The following is a 16,710-nucleotide window of genomic DNA, read 5'->3' as shown; positions in this document are numbered from 1 at the left end:
GATGTATTTCTATGGTTTGCTTAGATAAGGAATATTGAATGGAAGATCTCGGTGTTGTAGATAGCATCAATAACGCGGGTTCCTGGCTGGTGCGCAACCAGGCGTTGCTGCTGAGTTATGCCGTTAACATTGTGGCGGCCATCGCGATTATCGTCATCGGTATGATCGTGGCGCGCATCATCTCTAACGCCGTTAACCGCGTAATGCGGGCGCGTCATATTGATGCCACGGTGGCAGATTTCCTCTCCGCGCTGGTGCGCTACGGTGTTATCGCGTTTACGCTGATTGCGGCCCTGGGGCGTGTCGGGGTGCAAACAGCATCGGTTATCGCAGTACTGGGTGCCGCAGGTCTGGCTATTGGTCTGGCGTTGCAAGGCTCGCTGTCGAACCTGGCCGCAGGCGTGCTGTTAGTAACCTTCCGTCCGTTCCGCTCCGGCGAATATGTTGATCTCGGCGGTGTGGCCGGTACTGTGCTGCAGGTGCAGATCTTCTCTACCACGCTGCGCAGCGCGGATGGTCGTATGGTCGTGATCCCGAACGGCAAAATCATCGCCAATAACATCATCAACTTTTCCCGTGAACCAGTACGTCGTAATGAGTTCATTATTGGCGTGGCGTATGACTCTGATATCGAAAAGGTGAAGCAACTGCTCACCAACATTATCGAATCGGATGATCGCATTCTGAAAGATCGTGAGATGACCGTACGCCTGAATGAACTGGGTGCTTCATCCATCAACTTTGTGGTGCGCGTCTGGAGCAACAGCAGTGATTTGCAGAGCGTTTACTGGGATGTACTGGAACGCATCAAGCGCGACTTTGACGCCAACGGCATCAGCTTCCCATATCCGCAGATGGACGTTAACTTCAAGCGTGTGAAAGAACCGGCAGAATAACGTTTCTCCGTTACCCGGCGCGCGCAATGCGTGCCGGGCTTATTAGCTTCACTTATTACCAATTAATATTATCCATTTCCTCTTATTATCCCCCCGCAGTATAGTTTGCCCTCAGACAGTTTATTGAGATTGATTCCGATGTTATCTTTTTATATTCAAGGGCTTATGATTGGTGCGGCAATGATCCTGCCCCTCGGTCCGCAAAATGCGTTTGTAATGAATCAGGGGATTCGCCGCCAGTATCACCTGATGATTGCCTTGCTCTGCGCGGTAAGCGATATGCTTCTGATCTGTGCCGGTATTTTCGGCGGCAGCGCACTGCTGATGCAGTCACCCTGGCTGCTGGCGCTGGTGACCTGGGGCGGTGTCGCGTTTCTGCTGTGGTATGGTTTTGGTGCCCTGAAAACGGCGATGGGCAGCAATATTGAGTTGGCCAGCGCCGAAGTGATGAAGCAGGGGCGCTGGAAAATTATTGTGACCATGCTGGCGGTGACCTGGCTTAATCCACACGTCTATCTGGATACTTTCGTGGTGCTGGGTAGCCTTGGAGGGCAACTGGATGCCGAGCCGAGACGCTGGTTTGCGCTGGGTACCGTCAGCGCCTCTTTCCTGTGGTTCTTTGGCCTGGCGCTGCTCGCTGCATGGCTGGCTCCCCGTCTGCGCACCGCTAAAGCTCAGCGCATTATCAACGCACTGGTGGGCCTGGTGATGTGGTTTATCGCTTTTCAGCTGGCGAAAGAGGGGATTCATCATATTCGTGAACTATTCTACTAAGCGTTGTCTTATGGACATTCGACCAGCAGGCGCTAAGCTTGCTGGCATGCGCCCTGTTACATGGGCACTCTTCGCAACATGGAGGAATAAAAGTGAAGTTGAATGTAATCGCCCTGGCGGCATTAATGGGTTTTGGCGCAGCATCCGTTCAGGCCAGTGAACTGCCTGATAGCCCGCACATTGTGACCTCTGGTACCGCAAGCGTGGATGCGGCACCCGATATCGCAACCTTAGCCATCGAAGTGAACGTGGCGGCAAAAGATGCGGCCACCGCCAAGAAACAGGCAGACGATCGCGTTGCGCAATATCTCTCTTTCCTGGAGCAGAACGGCGTCGGTAAAAAAGACATCAACTCTGCCAACCTGCGTACCCAACCGGACTATGACTATAAGGATGGCAAAAGCATCCTGAAAGGTTACCGCGCGGTGCGTACCGTGGAAGTGACGGTGCGTCAGCTTGATAAGCTTAACTCTCTGTTAGATGGCGCGCTGAAAGCAGGTCTGAACGAGATCCGTTCTGTGTCCCTGGGTGTTGCGCAACCTGAGAAGTATAAAGATGAAGCGCGTAAAGCGGCAATTGATGATGCCGTGCGTCAGGCGCAGCAACTGGCTTCTGGCTTCAACAGCAAGCTTGGCCCGGTTTACAGCGTGCGTTACCACGTCTCTAACTATCAGCCCAGCCCGATGGTTCGCATGATGAAATCTGAAGCGGCACCGGTCTCTGCGCAGGATACCTACGAACAGCCAACGATTCAGTTTGACGATCAGGTTGATGTGGTGTTCCAGCTGGAGCCAGCTCAGGGCCAGCAGCAGAGCACGCAGGCTCACCAGAACGAGCAGCCTCAGCAGACTCAGGAGCAAGATACGGCGACCAAAGCACCGTAAGTCTTGTTTGTCAGCACAAATACAGGCCGGGTTCGCGTTAATGCGACCCGGCTTTTTTATTAATCCTGGCGCAGGACCTTATGGCCATGGGCCAGCAGTGCATCGGTGACGTTGCGCATCATCCGGCTTTCTGGCGCAAAGCGGTGCCAGTAGAGCATACGGCGCTGGTGTAAGCCTGGCGTCAGGTCGATCAGCTCGCCGCTGTTCAGCTCTTTCTCGATCTGCAGATGTGGGATCATGCAGCAGGTCGTGCCCTGACGTGCCAGCTGCACGAAGGCTTCGGAGGAGTTAACGATATGGCAAGGTACGCTGCCCGGCGGCAGGTCGAAGTTCTGCTGTAAAAATGCCTGATGCATATCATCAAGATGGTCAAAGGCCACGGCAGGCGCTTTCAGCAGGGCGGCACGGGTAACGCCGTTCGGGAAGTAACGCTCGGCAAAGGCTTTCGAGGCGACGAACAGGTAATCCAGAGCCCCCAGCTGATCCACCAGGCAGCTTGGCAGCGCCTGAGGCTGGATACTGACCGCCCCGACCACTTCACCGCGGCGCAGGCGCTCCTGGGTACGGGTTTCGTCTTCTACCTGTAAATTTAGCCGGATAGGCGAATCAGCCAGCACCGGAGCGAGGGCAGGAAGAAGCCAGGTTGCCAGACTGTCGGCGTTGACCGCCAGAGAGAGCAGCAGCGGCGTGGAGCCGGTCTGTTCATCGCCCAGCCACTCATCCTCCAGCAGCTCAACCTGACGCAGCAGCGCCAGCAGCTTCTGCCCCTGTTCGGTTGGGCGCGGCGGCACGGTACGAACCAGCAGCGGCTGCCCGAACATGTTCTCAAGCTGTTTGATTCGTTGTGAAACAGCGGATTGGGTAATGCACAGCTTTTGTGCTGCGCGTTCGAATCCGCGTTCACGAATAACGGCATCAAGCGCCTGTAATGTTCTGTAGTCCGGACGTTTCATTGCTCTGGCTGACTCCCAAAAAATACGATACTTCGCACTATGACATAAATTTATGTTTGATACAGACGAAATTGGTGACCTCGCAGATCACATGGCGCAGGCGAATGCTCTATAATGCGCGTCACGCAAAATCACCACGGGCAAGAGATCATGACGCAGGATGAACTGAAAAAAGCAGTAGGATGGGCCGCTCTCCAGTATGTACAGCCGGGTACCATTGTCGGCGTGGGCACAGGTTCAACGGCAGCACACTTTATTGATGCGCTGGGCACGATGAAAGGCCAGATCGAGGGCGCCGTTTCAAGCTCCGATGCATCCACGGAAAAACTGAAAAGCCTGGGCATCACTGTGTTCGATCTGAACGAAGTTGACCGCCTGGGGATTTACGTCGACGGCGCGGATGAGATCAACGGCCATATGCAGATGATCAAGGGCGGCGGTGCGGCACTGACGCGCGAGAAAATCATCGCCTCCGTGGCAGACAAGTTTATCTGTATTGCGGATGCCTCCAAGCAGGTCGATATCCTCGGCAACTTCCCGCTGCCAGTTGAAGTGATCCCAATGGCGCGCAGCGCGGTTGCCCGCGAGCTGGTGAAACTGGGTGGTCGCCCGGAATACCGCCAGGGCGTGGTAACGGACAACGGTAACGTGATTCTGGATGTTCACGGTCTGGAGATCCTCGACGCCGTGGCGCTGGAAAATGCCATCAATGGCCTGCCAGGCGTGGTAACGGTAGGGTTATTCGCTAATCGTGGCGCGGATGTCGCGCTGATCGGCACCGCCGATGGCGTTAAAACCATCGTGAAATGATCTGACGGGGGGAGCCTCCCCCCGCTAACTTTTTTTGCAACAGCGATATTCGGTGACTTGTGTCACATTTCTAACCCTCTCCTGACGATCCTACCGCTTTCGTATTGCTCCACAGCATTTTTCACTGCCATTTGGCGCTGTATGACATTTCTTCAGAGTGCCGACGCAAACGTTCATATTGCTGCAATAGTTTTTTTTGATATGTTGGCGGGAGCGGATTTTAAATCAGCACAACAACAGTTCAGACAATCAGACAGGGTCGGGGAAATGGCAAAGGTATCACTGGAGAAAGACAAGATTAAATTTCTGCTGGTCGAAGGGGTGCATCAGAAAGCACTGGATAGCCTTCGTGCGGCAGGTTATACCAACATCGAATTCCACAAAGGTGCGCTGGATACCGAACAGCTGAAAGAGTCGATCCGTGATGCTCATTTCATCGGCCTGCGATCCCGTACCCACCTGACCGAAGATGTCATTGCCGCAGCAGAAAAACTGGTCGCGATTGGCTGCTTCTGCATCGGCACCAACCAGGTTGATCTCAATGCTGCCGCGAAGCGCGGTATTCCGGTCTTCAACGCGCCATTCTCCAACACCCGTTCCGTGGCGGAGCTGGTCATCGGTGAACTTCTGCTGCTGCTACGCGGCATCCCTGAAGCCAACGCCAAGGCCCACCGTGGGATCTGGAATAAACTGGCATCTGGCTCTTTCGAAGCGCGTGGTAAAAAACTGGGCATTATCGGTTACGGCCACATCGGCACGCAGCTGGGCATTCTGGCGGAATCGCTGGGGATGCACGTCTTTTTCTACGATATCGAAAACAAGCTGCCGCTGGGTAATGCCACCCAGGTTCAGCATCTCTCCGACCTGCTCAATATGAGCGATGTGGTGAGCCTGCACGTGCCGGAAAACGCCTCCACCAAAAACATGATGGGTGCGGAAGAGCTGGCGCTGATGAAGCCGGGTTCACTCCTGATCAACGCCGCGCGCGGTACGGTGGTGGATATCCCTGCGCTGTGCGAAGCCCTGAAAAGCAAACATCTGGCGGGCGCGGCGATTGACGTCTTCCCGACCGAGCCTGCGACCAACAGCGACCCGTTCACTTCGCCGCTGTGCGAGTTCGACAACGTGATCCTGACGCCACACATCGGTGGCTCTACGCAGGAAGCACAGGAAAATATCGGTCTTGAAGTGGCTGGTAAGCTGAGCAAATACTCTGACAACGGTTCAACCCTGTCTGCGGTCAACTTCCCGGAAGTCTCTTTGCCGTTGCACGGCGGGCGTCGCCTGCTGCACATTCATGAAAACCGTCCAGGCGTACTGACGGCCATTAACCAGATCTTCGCTGAGCAGGGTGTGAACATCGCGGCACAGTATCTGCAAACTAACGCGCAGATGGGTTATGTGGTTATTGATATTGAAGCGGATGAAGATGTTGCAGAGAAAGCGTTGCAGGCGATGAAGGCCATTCCGGGCACTATCCGCGCGCGTTTGCTCTACTAAGTGAGTGCCATCTGATCCCCGGCGGCGCTTCGCTTGCCGGGCCTGCGGGTCTTACAGGCCGGGTAAGGCGGAGTCGCCACCCGGCTTTTTTCACCACTGCCAGATCTTCGACGGTGTCACCACCGCTGGCAGCGGAATATCCCATTTTTCCACCGGCAACTTTTCAACGCCCTGGCAATCATGTGCGTAGCCCACCGGTTGCAGGCCATGCTGCTGCCAATTCTGCAACGTGCGATCGTAAAATCCTCCGCCCATACCTAAACGCTGACCGCTTTTATCAAAAGCCACCAGCGGCGTTACCAGCACATCCAGTTGCTCAAGCGGCAACACGTCGCGCACGTCCAGTTTCGGTTCGGTGATTTTCAGACGATTCACCACCAGTTCGCTATGAGGATGGTAGTGCAGAAACAGCAGATTTCCCGGACTGAAAGGGTGCAGTACCGGCAGGTAAACTTTTTTTCCGGTGCGCCAGAGTTCATCGATCAGCGGTTGGGTGTCGAGTTCGCCATCAAAAGAGAGAAACAGGGCGACGGTGTGCGCCATTACGACGGGCGGATACGCCATCATGCGGGCCGCGGCTTGTTGCGCAAAATGGGCTTGCTGTTCAGGCGTTAAGGCTCTGCGATGCTGACGAATTAACTGACGAATGTGTTGACGTGAGGCAGGAACTTCAGGAAGTTGCGTCATGGTAGTCGCTGGGTAGAAAGGTGAGGGAATCTCCGAGATGCCGCCGCAGGCTGTAACCCTTGAACCCTTGGTTCAAGGTGAATGTGTCGTCATGATTTTAAGGCTTCTCGGACGAACCGAGCATGCTCACCAACCATGGAGCGCCACATTCTTGTGGTATGAAATATCGGCTCAGGGGACTGGCCCGCATGCGAACATCTCAGAGAAATTTTTCCTTCAGGGTCACTCTACCATAGTAGACCACGAAGTGTTATTCAAAGTTTTGCCCCGGTCTGTCTGTAATGCGACCCTGATCAAGCAATGCCTGTTCAATGGTCTGCTGGAGCATTTTAATGCGTTGTTCCATGCTCGCCGCGTAATCGCGAGTCTTCGCTTTTTCCTGAGCCAGTTCATAACTGATGTTCAACGCGGCGATGAAGACCAGTTGCTCAGTATTTGTGACTCTAGTGCGTTCTTTTAAATCTTGCAACCGCTGATTCAAATCATCCGCAGCCTGATTCAAAGCATCCCTTTGTTCAGGCGGACAATTCACTCGCAGCGAACGGCCAAAAATTTGGATATCGACGGGTTGTGCAGACATGCCACCTTCCTGCTGTTTGACTGCGCTGCCTTCACATCCGCTTCCGGGGGCTGCGAAGGGGCGACACTATAGCTACCCTGGTGCGTAGATACAAGCCCTATTCTGGTTCACCAGGGTCCAAAGTGGTAGCATATCATGAATATTCCTCCCATTGATGACGAATGCCATGTCTATACAGAACGAAATGCCTGGTTACAACGACGTTAGCCAGTTACTGAACCAGCAAGGCGTGGGGTTAACGCCGGCTGAAATGCACGGTCTGATCAGCGGGATGCTGTGTGGTGGAAACAACGACAGCTCATGGCTGCCGCTGGTTCACGACCTGACGAACGAGGGTCTGGCGTTCGGCCACGATCTTGCCCAGGCGTTGCGCAATATGCATGGCGCAACCAGCGATGCGCTCGAAGATGACGGTTTCCTTTTTCAGCTTTATCTGCCTGATGGAGACGGCGTCAGCGTATTCGACCGCGCCGATGCGCTGGCCGGTTGGGTCAACCACTATCTGTTAGGATTGGGTGTGACGCAGCCTAAGCTCGAGAAAGTGACGGGCGAAGCGGGAGAAGCGATCGACGATCTGCGTAACATCGCTCAACTGGGCTACGATGAAGACGAAGATCAGGAAGAGCTGGAGATGTCCCTCGAAGAGATCATCGAGTACGTGCGCGTTGCGTCTCTGCTCTGCCACGATACCTTTACGCGCACACAGCCCACTGCGCCGGAAGTGCGTAAACCAACCTTACACTAATAAAAACTACTGGAGGGTGTCATGACTCAGCAAGAGTATCTTCGCCGCCGTCAGGCGCTGCTGGCTACGATGCAGCCGGGCAGCGCCGCGTTGATTTTTGCCGCACCGGAAGCCACACGCAGCAACGATAGCGAATATCCTTACCGCCAGAGCAGTGATTTCTGGTACTTCACCGGCTTTAACGAGCCGGAGTCGGTGCTGGTGCTGATTAAAAGTCACGATACCCACAACCACAGCGTGCTGTTTAACCGCGTCCGGGATCTCACCGCCGAGATCTGGTTTGGTCGCCGTCTGGGCCAGCAGGCCGCGCCGGAAAAGCTGGGCGTCGATCGCGCCCTGGCGTTCAGCGAAATCAACGAGCAGCTTTACCAGTTGCTCAATGGCCTGGACACGGTCTACCACGCGCAGGGTGAATACGCTTATGCCGACGAGATTGTCTTTGCCGCGCTGGATAAGCTGCGTAAAGGTTCCCGGCAAAACCTGAAGGCTCCCGCAACCCTCACCGACTGGCGTCCTGCCGTCCACGAGCTGCGCCTGTTTAAGTCAGACGAAGAGCTGGATGTCATGCGTAAAGCGGGGGAGATTAGCGCTCTGGCCCATACCCGGGCGATGCAAAAGTGCCGTCCGGGGATGTTCGAATATCAGCTGGAAGGCGAAATTCACCATGAGTTTACGCGCCACGGCGCGCGCTATCCGGCGTACAACACCATCGTTGGCGGCGGTGAAAATGGCTGCATTCTGCATTACACCGAAAACGAGTCTGAACTGCGGGATGGCGATCTGGTGCTGATTGATGCCGGATGCGAATTTAAAGGCTATGCCGGTGATATCACCCGCACCTTCCCGGTGAACGGCAAGTTTACCCCGGCCCAGCGCGAAATCTACGACATCGTGCTGCACTCGCTGGACACCGCGCTGATGCTGTTTCGTCCCGGCACTTCCATTCAGGATGTCACCGGGGAAGTGGTGCGGATTATGGTTAGCGGGCTGGTGGAGCTGGGTATTCTTAACGGCGACGTCGATCTGCTGATTGCTGACAATGCTCACCGTCCCTTCTTTATGCATGGCCTGAGCCACTGGCTGGGGCTGGACGTGCATGACGTGGGCGTGTATGGCCCGGAACGTTCGCGCGTGCTGGAGCCGGGAATGGTGCTGACCGTTGAACCGGGTCTGTATATTGCCCCGGATGCCGATGTGCCCGCCCAGTATCGCGGTATCGGCATTCGTATTGAAGATGACATTGTGATCACCGAAACCGGTAACGAAAACCTGACGGCCTCCGTGGTGAAAAACGCCGACGAGATTGAAGCCCTGATGGCGGCGGCACGCTCATGAGCATCATCATTGTTGGCGGAGGCATGACGGGAGCAACGCTGGCGCTGACCCTCTCCACGCTGACCCAGGGTAAGCTTCCGGTCCATCTGGTGGAAGCCGTGGCACCACAATCGACCGGCCATCCGGGGTTTGATGGCCGTGCCATCGCCCTGGCGCAAGGGACCTGCCAGCAGCTGGCCCGCAGTGGCATCTGGCAGGCGATTGCCGATTGCGCCACTGCTATCGAAACCGTTCATGTCAGCGACCGGGGCCACGCCGGGTTTGTCACCCTGGAAGCGCAGGATTATCGCATTGATGCGCTGGGGCAGGTGGTCGAGCTGCACGACGTGGGGCTGCGCCTGTTCCGTCTGTTGCAGGATGCTCCAGGCGTAACGCTACATTGCCCGGCACGTGTCGAGCACTTTACCCGCAGCGAAACGTCGGTCAGCGTCACGCTGAATGACGGCACTACGCTCGATGGCCAACTGCTGGTGGCGGCCGATGGCTCCCGTTCGGCGCTCGGCGAGCAGTGCGGAATTCAGTGGCAGCAACAGCCGTACCATCAACTGGCGTTGATTGCTAACGTGGCCACCGCCGAGCCGCACCGTGGCCGCGCCTTTGAACGTTTTACCCAGCATGGCCCGCTGGCCATGCTGCCTATGTCGCAGGGGCGCAGCTCGCTGGTCTGGTGCCATCCGCTGGAAAAAGCGGATGAAGTGCAGGGCTGGTCTGACGAACGCTTCTGCGCCGAACTGCAAAAAGCCTTTGGCTGGCGGCTGGGGCGTATCACCCAGGCCGGGAAGCGTTCGGCCTATCCGCTGGCATTAACCACGGCATCGCAGTCTGTCTCCCATCGCGTCGCGCTGGTAGGCAATGCGGCGCAGACGTTACACCCTATCGCCGGACAGGGCTTTAACCTCGGACTGCGCGATGTAATGACCCTTGCCGAAACGCTGGCGCAGGCATTTGACCAACAGCAGGATTGCGGAGCATATCCGGTGCTGTGCCAGTATCAGAAACGACGTCAGGCAGATAAAGAGGCGACCATCGGCGTGACCGACGGGCTGGTACATCTGTTTGCCAATCGCTGGGCACCGCTGGTTGTCGGGCGTAACCTGGGGTTGATGGCGATGGAATTATTCATTCCGGCACGCGATGTGCTGGCGCAGAGGACTCTCGGTTGGGTCGCTCGCTAAGGAGTAAACAAAGTGCAGAATGTTGATGTTGCCATTGTCGGTGGCGGAATGGTAGGACTGGCGCTGGCCTGTGGTTTGCAGGGCAGCGGTCTGCGCGTGGCGGTGCTGGAGCAGAAACAGCCTCAGCCAGTCGCTTCTGATGCGCCGCCTGAACTCCGTGTTTCGGCGATCAACGCCGCCAGTGAAAAGCTGCTGACGCGGATCGGCGTCTGGTCAGACATTATTGCCCAGCGCGCCAGCCGTTATCACGGCATGGAAGTGTGGGATAAAGACAGCTTCGGGCATATCGCTTTTGATGATGAAAGCATGGGCTACAGCCATCTCGGCCATATCATCGAAAACGCCGTAATTCACCATGCATTGTGGCAGAAAGCGCAGCAGTGCAGCGACGTTACGCTGATTGCCCCCGCGCAGCTACAGCAGGTCGCCTGGGGCGAAAACGATGCGTTCATTACCCTGCAAAGTGGCGATATGCTGACTGCTCGCCTGGTGGTGGGGGCCGACGGGGCAAACTCCTGGCTGCGTAACAAAGCCGACATTCCGCTGACGTACTGGGACTACCGCCACCATGCGCTGGTGGCTACCATTCGCACCGTGGAGCCGCATCAGGCCGTGGCCCGGCAGATTTTCCACAATGATGGCATTCTCGCTTTCCTGCCTCTCAGCGATCCGCACCTTTGCTCGATCGTCTGGTCGCTTTCACCCGAGAAGGCGCAGCAGATGCAGGAGGCATCAGCCGACGAGTTCAATCAGGCGCTGTGCATGGCCTTCGATAACCGACTGGGACTTTGCGCCGTCGAAAGCGAGCGGCAGGTGTTCCCGTTAACCGGTCGCTATGCGCGCCAGTTCGCGGCGCATCGTCTGGCGCTGGTGGGTGACGCGGCACACACCATTCATCCGCTGGCCGGACAGGGAGTAAACCTGGGCTTTATGGATGCTGCCGAGCTGGTGAGCGAACTTCGCCGCTTACAGCGTGACGGCAAGGATATCGGCCAGCATCTTTATCTGCGCCGGTACGAGCGCAGCCGTAAACACAGTGCGGCCATGATGCTGGCTGGCATGCAGGGCTTCCGTGAGCTGTTTGCGGGTGCCAACCCGGCGAAAAAACTGCTGCGCGACCTCGGCCTGAAGCTGGCTGATACCCTCCCGGGTGTTAAACCACAGCTCCTGCGTCAGGCGATGGGTCTTAACGATCTACCGGACTGGCTGCGCTAAAACATACTGCATCCTTCAGGTTGCCTCTGCGTTGGCTGCGTCTGCTTACTGACCAGAGTGAGCGTCTGGGGATGCTGAGGCTTGCCACGTTACCCGGCCTCGCCCCTTTAAGGCCCGTGCCAGCGTTGTTCAAAAACGTTGTAATGGTTTTTGTGCTGCAATCTGAATGACGTTGTCTATTTGACCCCCGTCACACTTTATTCTCCCGGCCTGTGGGCCGGGAGAATTCCTTCGTTTGAAATAATCTAATTTCACCGACTTTTTCGCATTAGATAATCTAATCTCTCGATTTTTATGTTGCGGAAATTTCGCGCATTTTTCCGCACTAAATATCACCCTGTGCTGAATCCCATCTTCCCGGCTTTGCGTTTGTGCGGAATGTTTCGCATTTTTGTAGTGAATAACTCTGTACGCTTTGTTGGCATTTTTGACCATAAGCTAATGTGATGGCCCGTTTTTCCTTATGGTTAACCACCGTTTTCAGTGGTAAGTTCAGGTAAAAGAGAACGTTTGCGTCGGTGTCCGGGAGTGATGCCGATGCCGGGTTTTATGGTGAATTTTTCAGCATAAAACGCATGACAGCCCTGCTCATTCAACGAGGATAAGATGGCTCAACAGACGCCTTTGTACGAACAACACACCTTATGCGGTGCTCGCATGGTCGATTTCCATGGCTGGATGATGCCGCTGCATTACGGTTCGCAGATTGATGAGCATCATGCGGTGCGCACCGATGCCGGTATGTTCGACGTCTCGCATATGACCATTGTCGATCTGCACGGCAGCCGCACCCGGGATTTTCTGCGTTATCTGCTGGCGAACGACGTGGCGAAGCTCACGAAGCCGGGCAAAGCGCTCTATTCCGGCATGCTGAATGCCTCCGGCGGCGTGATTGACGACCTGATCGTCTATTACCTCTCCGATGATTTCTTCCGCCTCGTTGTTAACTCTGCCACCCGTGAAAAAGACCTCGCCTGGATCACCCAACACGCTGAACCTTATGCCATCGACATCACCGTGCGTGATGACCTGTCGCTGATTGCGGTGCAAGGGCCGAACGCGCAGGCGAAAGCCGCGTCACTGTTCAGCGATGAACAGCGCCAGGCCACCGACGGCATGAAGCCGTTCTTTGGCGTGCAGACGGGCGATCTGTTTGTGGCTACCACCGGTTACACCGGTGAAGCGGGCTATGAAATTGCGATGCCGAACGAAAAAGCGGCCGACTTCTGGCGTGCCCTGGTGGAAGCGGGCGTTAAGCCAGCCGGTCTGGGCGCGCGCGACACGCTGCGTCTGGAAGCGGGCATGAATTTGTACGGCCAGGAGATGGACGAAGGCGTCTCCCCGCTGGCGGCCAATATGGGCTGGACCATCGCGTGGGAACCGGCCGATCGCGACTTTATCGGTCGTGAGGTGCTGGAGCAGCAGCGTGAGAAGGGCACCGAACAGCTTGTTGGCCTGGTGATGACCGAGAAAGGCGTGCTGCGCGGCGAGCTGCCGGTGCGTTTCACCGATGCCAATGGCAACCACTGCGAAGGCATTATCACCAGCGGCACCTTCTCACCGACGCTGGGTTACAGTATTGCTCTGGCACGTGTGCCGGCGGGTATTGGCGAGACTGCCGTGGTGCAGATCCGCAACCGCGAAATGCCGGTCCGCGTGACCAAACCGATTTTTGTTCGCGCCGGTAAGCCGGTCGCCTAATCATTTTTATCAGGAGAAATTCAATGAGCAATGTGCCAGCAGAACTGAAATACAGCAAAGAACACGAGTGGCTGCGCAAAGAAGCCGACGGTACTTATACCGTGGGCATCACCGAACACGCCCAGGAGCTGTTGGGTGACATGGTGTTTGTAGATCTGCCCGACGTTGGCGCGACCGTAAGCGCGGGCGATGACTGCGCAGTGGCCGAGTCGGTAAAAGCCGCTTCTGATATCTATGCCCCGGTGAGCGGTGAAATCGTTGCGGTAAACGACGCGCTGAGCGACTCCCCGGAACTGGTTAACAGCGAACCGTATGAAGGCGGCTGGATCTTTAAGATCAAAGCCAGCGACGAAGCGCAGGTTGCCGCGCTGCTGGATGCGACCGCGTACGAAGCATTACTGGAAGACGAATAAGCCTTTTCCCTCTCCCCTGTGGGGAGAGGGTAGGGTGAAGGGAACAGACGACACCTTCACCCCAGCCCTCTCCCTTAGGGAGAGGGAGAAAACACATTCACTGCACGTTTCAGGAACCATCGCTCATGACACAGACTTTAAGCCAGCTTGAAAACCGTGGCGCCTTCATTGAACGTCACATTGGGCCGGATGCTCAGCAACAGCAGGAGATGCTGAAGACGGTTGGCGCGGATTCGTTAAACGCACTGATTTCGCAGATCGTGCCAAAGGATATTCAGCTCGCCACCCCACCGCAGGTGGGTGAAGCCACGACTGAATTTGCCGCGCTGGCAGAACTGAAGGCCATTGCCGGCCTGAACAAGCGCTTTAAGTCTTACATTGGCATGGGCTACACCAACGTGCAGTTGCCGCCGGTTATTCTGCGCAACATGCTGGAAAACCCGGGCTGGTACACCGCGTACACCCCGTATCAGCCGGAAGTGTCGCAGGGCCGTCTGGAAGCACTGTTGAACTTCCAGCAGGTGACGCTGGATCTGACCGGTCTGGACATCGCCTCCGCCTCGCTGCTGGATGAAGCCACCGCCGCCGCCGAAGCAATGGCGATGGCAAAACGCGTCAGCAAACTGAAGGGGGCGAACCGCTTCTTCGTTGCCGCCGATATTCACCCACAAACCCTCGACGTGGTACGTACGCGTGCCGAAACCTTTGGTTTTGAAGTGATTGTGGATGACGCAGAGAAAGTGCTGGATCACCAGGATGTGTTTGGCGTGCTGTTGCAGCAGGTGGGCACTACCGGTGAAGTTCACGATTACACGACTCTGATTGCCGAGCTGAAAGCGCGCAAAGTTGTCGTCAGCGTGGCGGCTGATTTTATGGCGCTGGTGCTGTTAACTGCCCCGGGCAAACAAGGCGCAGACATTGTCTTCGGCTCCGCACAGCGCTTCGGCGTACCGATGGGCTACGGCGGTCCACACGCGGCCTTCTTCGCCGCTAAAGATGAATTCAAACGCTCCATGCCAGGCCGTATTATCGGTGTGTCGAAAGATGCCGCAGGTAACACCGCCCTGCGCATGGCGATGCAGACGCGCGAGCAGCATATTCGTCGTGAGAAGGCGAACTCCAACATCTGTACCTCACAGGTGCTGCTGGCTAACATCGCCAGCCTGTACGCCGTCTTCCACGGCCCGGTTGGCCTGAAACGTATCGCCAGCCGTATTCACCGTCTGGCCGATATCCTGGCCTGCGGTCTGCAGCAGAAAGGACAAAAACTGCGCCACGCGCACTTCTTCGATACCTTGTGTGTCGAAGTGGCCGACAAAGCGGCGGTGCTGGCACGCGCTGAGGCAGCAGAGATTAACCTGCGTAGCGACATTCTGAATGCCGTCAGCATCACGCTGGATGAGACCACCACCCGTGAAGATGTTCAGGTGCTGTTCAACGTCCTGCTGGGTGATGACCACGGTCTGAACATTGATACCCTGGACAAAGAGGTGGCGCATGACAGCCGCTCAATCCAGGAGACCATGCTGCGCGACGACGCGATCCTGGCCCATCCGGTATTCAACCGCTACCACAGCGAAACCGAGATGATGCGCTATATGCACTCTCTGGAGCGCAAGGATCTGGCGCTGAACCAGGCGATGATCCCGCTGGGCTCCTGCACCATGAAGCTCAACGCCGCCGCCGAGATGATTCCGATCACCTGGCCGGAGTTTGCTGAGCTGCACCCGTTCTGCCCGGCAGATCAGGCGGAAGGCTATCATCAGATGATCAACCAGCTCTCCGACTGGCTGGTGAAACTGACCGGTTACGATGCGCTCTGCATGCAGCCGAACTCAGGCGCACAGGGTGAATACGCGGGTCTGCTGGCGATCCGTCACTACCACGAGAGCCGCAACGAAGGCCATCGTGATATCTGCCTGATCCCAAGCTCTGCCCACGGCACCAACCCGGCTTCTGCACAGATGGCAGGGATGGAAGTGGTGGTCGTGGCCTGTGATAAAAACGGCAACATCGATCTGGCCGACCTGCGCGCTAAAGCAGAACAGACCAGCGATAAACTCTCCTGCATCATGGTGACCTATCCGTCTACCCACGGGGTGTACGAAGAGACTATCCGCGAAGTGTGCGAAATTGTGCACCAGCATGGCGGCCAGGTTTACCTCGATGGTGCCAACATGAACGCCCAGGTGGGGATCACCACACCAGGCTTTATCGGCGCAGACGTATCTCACCTGAACCTGCACAAAACCTTCTGCATTCCGCACGGCGGTGGCGGCCCGGGCATGGGGCCGATTGGCGTCAAAGCGCACCTGGCACCGTTCGTACCGGGTCACAGCGTCGTGCAGATCGAAGGCATGCTCACCCGTCAGGGCGCGGTTTCCGCGGCTCCGTTTGGTAGCGCCTCTATTCTGCCAATCAGCTGGATGTACATCCGCATGATGGGCGCAGAAGGGCTGAAGCAGGCAAGCCAGGTGGCGATCCTGAATGCTAACTACATCGCGACTCGCCTGAAATCTGCCTTCCCGGTGCTCTACACTGGTCGCGATGGCCGCGTGGCGCACGAATGTATTCTCGATATTCGCCCGCTGAAAGAGCAGAGTGGCATTAGCGAACTGGATATCGCCAAGCGCCTCATCGACTACGGCTTCCACGCGCCAACCATGTCGTTCCCGGTTGCAGGTACGCTGATGGTGGAGCCAACCGAGTCTGAGAGCAAAGCCGAGCTGGACCGCTTTATTGATGCAATGCTGGCGATCCGCATGGAGATCGATCGCGTGCTGGACGGCGAATGGACGCTGGAAGATAACCCGCTGGTCAATGCGCCACACACGCAGCACGAAATGGTGGCAGAGTGGAACCACGCTTACAGCCGCGAGCTGGCGGTCTTCCCGGCAGGCGTAGCGAACAAATACTGGCCAACCGTGAAACGTCTTGATGACGTCTATGGCGACCGCAACCTGTTCTGCTCCTGCGTACCTATGAGCGAATATCAGTAATCGCTCAGCTAGAGTAAGGTATTGATGTAGGCCGGGTAAGGCG

At 56.5% G+C, this 16,710-nt stretch carries 15 protein-coding genes and 1 other RNA gene; 12 read left to right on the top strand and 4 right to left on the bottom strand.

Annotated elements, in window-relative coordinates; all coding sequences use genetic code 11:
* Nucleotides 1-38: 38 nt before the first annotated feature.
* The 3 genes from ABIE02_RS14305 (at nt 39) to ABIE02_RS14295 (ending at nt 2,554) form a co-directional block, all read left to right on the top strand.
* Nucleotides 39-896 carry a small-conductance mechanosensitive channel MscS gene (locus ABIE02_RS14305; RefSeq protein ID WP_130588233.1) on the top strand — a complete coding sequence of 286 codons (858 nt, stop codon included), beginning with the start codon at nt 39-41 and terminating at the stop codon, nt 894-896.
* Nucleotides 897-1,034: 138 nt separating this feature from the next.
* On the top strand, nt 1,035-1,670 hold the full coding sequence (gene argO / locus ABIE02_RS14300; protein ID WP_032613898.1) for an arginine exporter ArgO: 636 nt from the start codon (nt 1,035-1,037) through the stop codon (nt 1,668-1,670).
* A gap of 92 nt (nt 1,671-1,762) precedes the next feature.
* Nucleotides 1,763-2,554 (top strand): oxidative stress defense protein, encoded by a 792-nt coding sequence (locus tag ABIE02_RS14295; protein ID WP_336995093.1) that lies wholly within the window; start codon nt 1,763-1,765, stop codon nt 2,552-2,554.
* Nucleotides 2,555-2,613: 59 nt separating this feature from the next.
* Here ABIE02_RS14295 and argP read toward each other — a convergent pair whose 3' ends face one another.
* Nucleotides 2,614-3,507 (bottom strand): DNA-binding transcriptional regulator ArgP, encoded by an 894-nt coding sequence (gene argP, locus ABIE02_RS14290; protein ID WP_032613896.1) that lies wholly within the window; start codon nt 3,505-3,507, stop codon nt 2,614-2,616.
* A gap of 150 nt (nt 3,508-3,657) precedes the next feature.
* On the opposite strand from argP, the gene rpiA reads away from it, so the two are divergent.
* Nucleotides 3,658-4,317: a ribose-5-phosphate isomerase RpiA gene (rpiA, locus tag ABIE02_RS14285; RefSeq protein ID WP_032613951.1), complete on the top strand. Its 660-nt coding sequence runs from the start codon at nt 3,658-3,660 to the stop codon at nt 4,315-4,317.
* A 267-nt stretch (nt 4,318-4,584) separates the two neighbouring features.
* Nucleotides 4,585-5,817, top strand: a complete 1,233-nt coding sequence (gene serA / locus ABIE02_RS14280; RefSeq protein ID WP_032613894.1) for a phosphoglycerate dehydrogenase — start codon at nt 4,585-4,587, stop codon at nt 5,815-5,817.
* A 90-nt stretch (nt 5,818-5,907) separates the two neighbouring features.
* Here serA and ABIE02_RS14275 read toward each other — a convergent pair whose 3' ends face one another.
* From ABIE02_RS14275 to zapA, 3 genes are all read right to left on the bottom strand, one after another.
* On the bottom strand, nt 5,908-6,504 hold the full coding sequence (locus ABIE02_RS14275) for a 5-formyltetrahydrofolate cyclo-ligase (protein ID WP_032613892.1): 597 nt from the start codon (nt 6,502-6,504) through the stop codon (nt 5,908-5,910).
* Nucleotides 6,505-6,529: 25 nt separating this feature from the next.
* Nucleotides 6,530-6,713: non-coding RNA, 6S RNA (ssrS, locus tag ABIE02_RS14270), on the bottom strand.
* Nucleotides 6,714-6,754: 41 nt separating this feature from the next.
* Nucleotides 6,755-7,084, bottom strand: a complete 330-nt coding sequence (gene zapA, locus ABIE02_RS14265; RefSeq protein WP_032613890.1) for a cell division protein ZapA — start codon at nt 7,082-7,084, stop codon at nt 6,755-6,757.
* Between the two features lie 166 nt (nt 7,085-7,250).
* Here zapA and ABIE02_RS14260 point away from each other — a divergent pair, with 166 nt between their 5' ends.
* The 7 genes from ABIE02_RS14260 to gcvP all read left to right on the top strand — a co-directional run bounded on the left by ABIE02_RS14260 (nt 7,251) and on the right by gcvP (nt 16,667).
* On the top strand, nt 7,251-7,829 hold the full coding sequence (locus tag ABIE02_RS14260; protein ID WP_059307235.1) for a YecA family protein: 579 nt from the start codon (nt 7,251-7,253) through the stop codon (nt 7,827-7,829).
* A gap of 21 nt (nt 7,830-7,850) precedes the next feature.
* Complete coding sequence (pepP, locus tag ABIE02_RS14255; RefSeq protein ID WP_103792609.1) at nt 7,851-9,164, top strand: Xaa-Pro aminopeptidase; 1,314 nt, start codon at nt 7,851-7,853, stop codon at nt 9,162-9,164.
* The gene (gene ubiH / locus ABIE02_RS14250; protein ID WP_336995092.1) at nt 9,161-10,339 is read left to right on the top strand and encodes a 2-octaprenyl-6-methoxyphenyl hydroxylase; all 1,179 of its coding nucleotides are present in this window, start codon (nt 9,161-9,163) and stop codon (nt 10,337-10,339) included. The genes pepP and ubiH overlap by 4 nt, the downstream gene beginning before the upstream one ends.
* 12 nt (nt 10,340-10,351) lie before the next feature.
* Nucleotides 10,352-11,554, top strand: coding sequence for an FAD-dependent 2-octaprenylphenol hydroxylase (gene ubiI / locus ABIE02_RS14245; protein WP_059307237.1), 1,203 nt, complete (start codon nt 10,352-10,354; stop codon nt 11,552-11,554).
* Nucleotides 11,555-12,160: 606 nt separating this feature from the next.
* Complete coding sequence (gcvT, locus tag ABIE02_RS14240; RefSeq protein ID WP_032613879.1) at nt 12,161-13,255, top strand: glycine cleavage system aminomethyltransferase GcvT; 1,095 nt, start codon at nt 12,161-12,163, stop codon at nt 13,253-13,255.
* 23 nt (nt 13,256-13,278) lie between these two features.
* Nucleotides 13,279-13,668 carry a glycine cleavage system protein GcvH gene (gene gcvH, locus ABIE02_RS14235; RefSeq protein WP_032613877.1) on the top strand — a complete coding sequence of 130 codons (390 nt, stop codon included), beginning with the start codon at nt 13,279-13,281 and terminating at the stop codon, nt 13,666-13,668.
* 125 nt (nt 13,669-13,793) lie between these two features.
* Nucleotides 13,794-16,667 (top strand): aminomethyl-transferring glycine dehydrogenase, encoded by a 2,874-nt coding sequence (gene gcvP, locus ABIE02_RS14230; protein ID WP_077227206.1) that lies wholly within the window; start codon nt 13,794-13,796, stop codon nt 16,665-16,667.
* The last annotated feature ends 43 nt before the right edge of the window (nt 16,668-16,710 follow it).

The sequence above is a fragment of the Leclercia sp. 1548 genome (assembly GCF_050435045.1).
Taxonomy (GTDB): Bacteria; Pseudomonadota; Gammaproteobacteria; order Enterobacterales; family Enterobacteriaceae; genus Enterobacter; species Enterobacter adecarboxylatus.
This window is presented reverse-complemented; position numbering and strand designations above follow the sequence as displayed.

What these genes read in the sequence shown, in the direction of transcription:
- gcvP (WP_077227206.1), top strand. Translation starts at nt 13,794, where the DNA reads ATGACACAGACTTTAAGCCAGCTTGAAAACCGTGGCGCCTTCATTGAA.
- pepP (WP_103792609.1), top strand. Translation starts at nt 7,851, where the DNA reads ATGACTCAGCAAGAGTATCTTCGCCGCCGTCAGGCGCTGCTGGCTACG.
- ABIE02_RS14260 (WP_059307235.1), top strand. Translation starts at nt 7,251, where the DNA reads ATGTCTATACAGAACGAAATGCCTGGTTACAACGACGTTAGCCAGTTA.
- serA (WP_032613894.1), top strand. Translation starts at nt 4,585, where the DNA reads ATGGCAAAGGTATCACTGGAGAAAGACAAGATTAAATTTCTGCTGGTC.
- ubiH (WP_336995092.1), top strand. Translation starts at nt 9,161, where the DNA reads ATGAGCATCATCATTGTTGGCGGAGGCATGACGGGAGCAACGCTGGCG.
- gcvT (WP_032613879.1), top strand. Translation starts at nt 12,161, where the DNA reads ATGGCTCAACAGACGCCTTTGTACGAACAACACACCTTATGCGGTGCT.
- rpiA (WP_032613951.1), top strand. Translation starts at nt 3,658, where the DNA reads ATGACGCAGGATGAACTGAAAAAAGCAGTAGGATGGGCCGCTCTCCAG.
- zapA (WP_032613890.1), bottom strand. Translation starts at nt 7,084, where the DNA reads ATGTCTGCACAACCCGTCGATATCCAAATTTTTGGCCGTTCGCTGCGA.
- argP (WP_032613896.1), bottom strand. Translation starts at nt 3,507, where the DNA reads ATGAAACGTCCGGACTACAGAACATTACAGGCGCTTGATGCCGTTATT.
- argO (WP_032613898.1), top strand. Translation starts at nt 1,035, where the DNA reads ATGTTATCTTTTTATATTCAAGGGCTTATGATTGGTGCGGCAATGATC.
- ABIE02_RS14275 (WP_032613892.1), bottom strand. Translation starts at nt 6,504, where the DNA reads ATGACGCAACTTCCTGAAGTTCCTGCCTCACGTCAACACATTCGTCAG.
- ABIE02_RS14305 (WP_130588233.1), top strand. Translation starts at nt 39, where the DNA reads ATGGAAGATCTCGGTGTTGTAGATAGCATCAATAACGCGGGTTCCTGG.
- gcvH (WP_032613877.1), top strand. Translation starts at nt 13,279, where the DNA reads ATGAGCAATGTGCCAGCAGAACTGAAATACAGCAAAGAACACGAGTGG.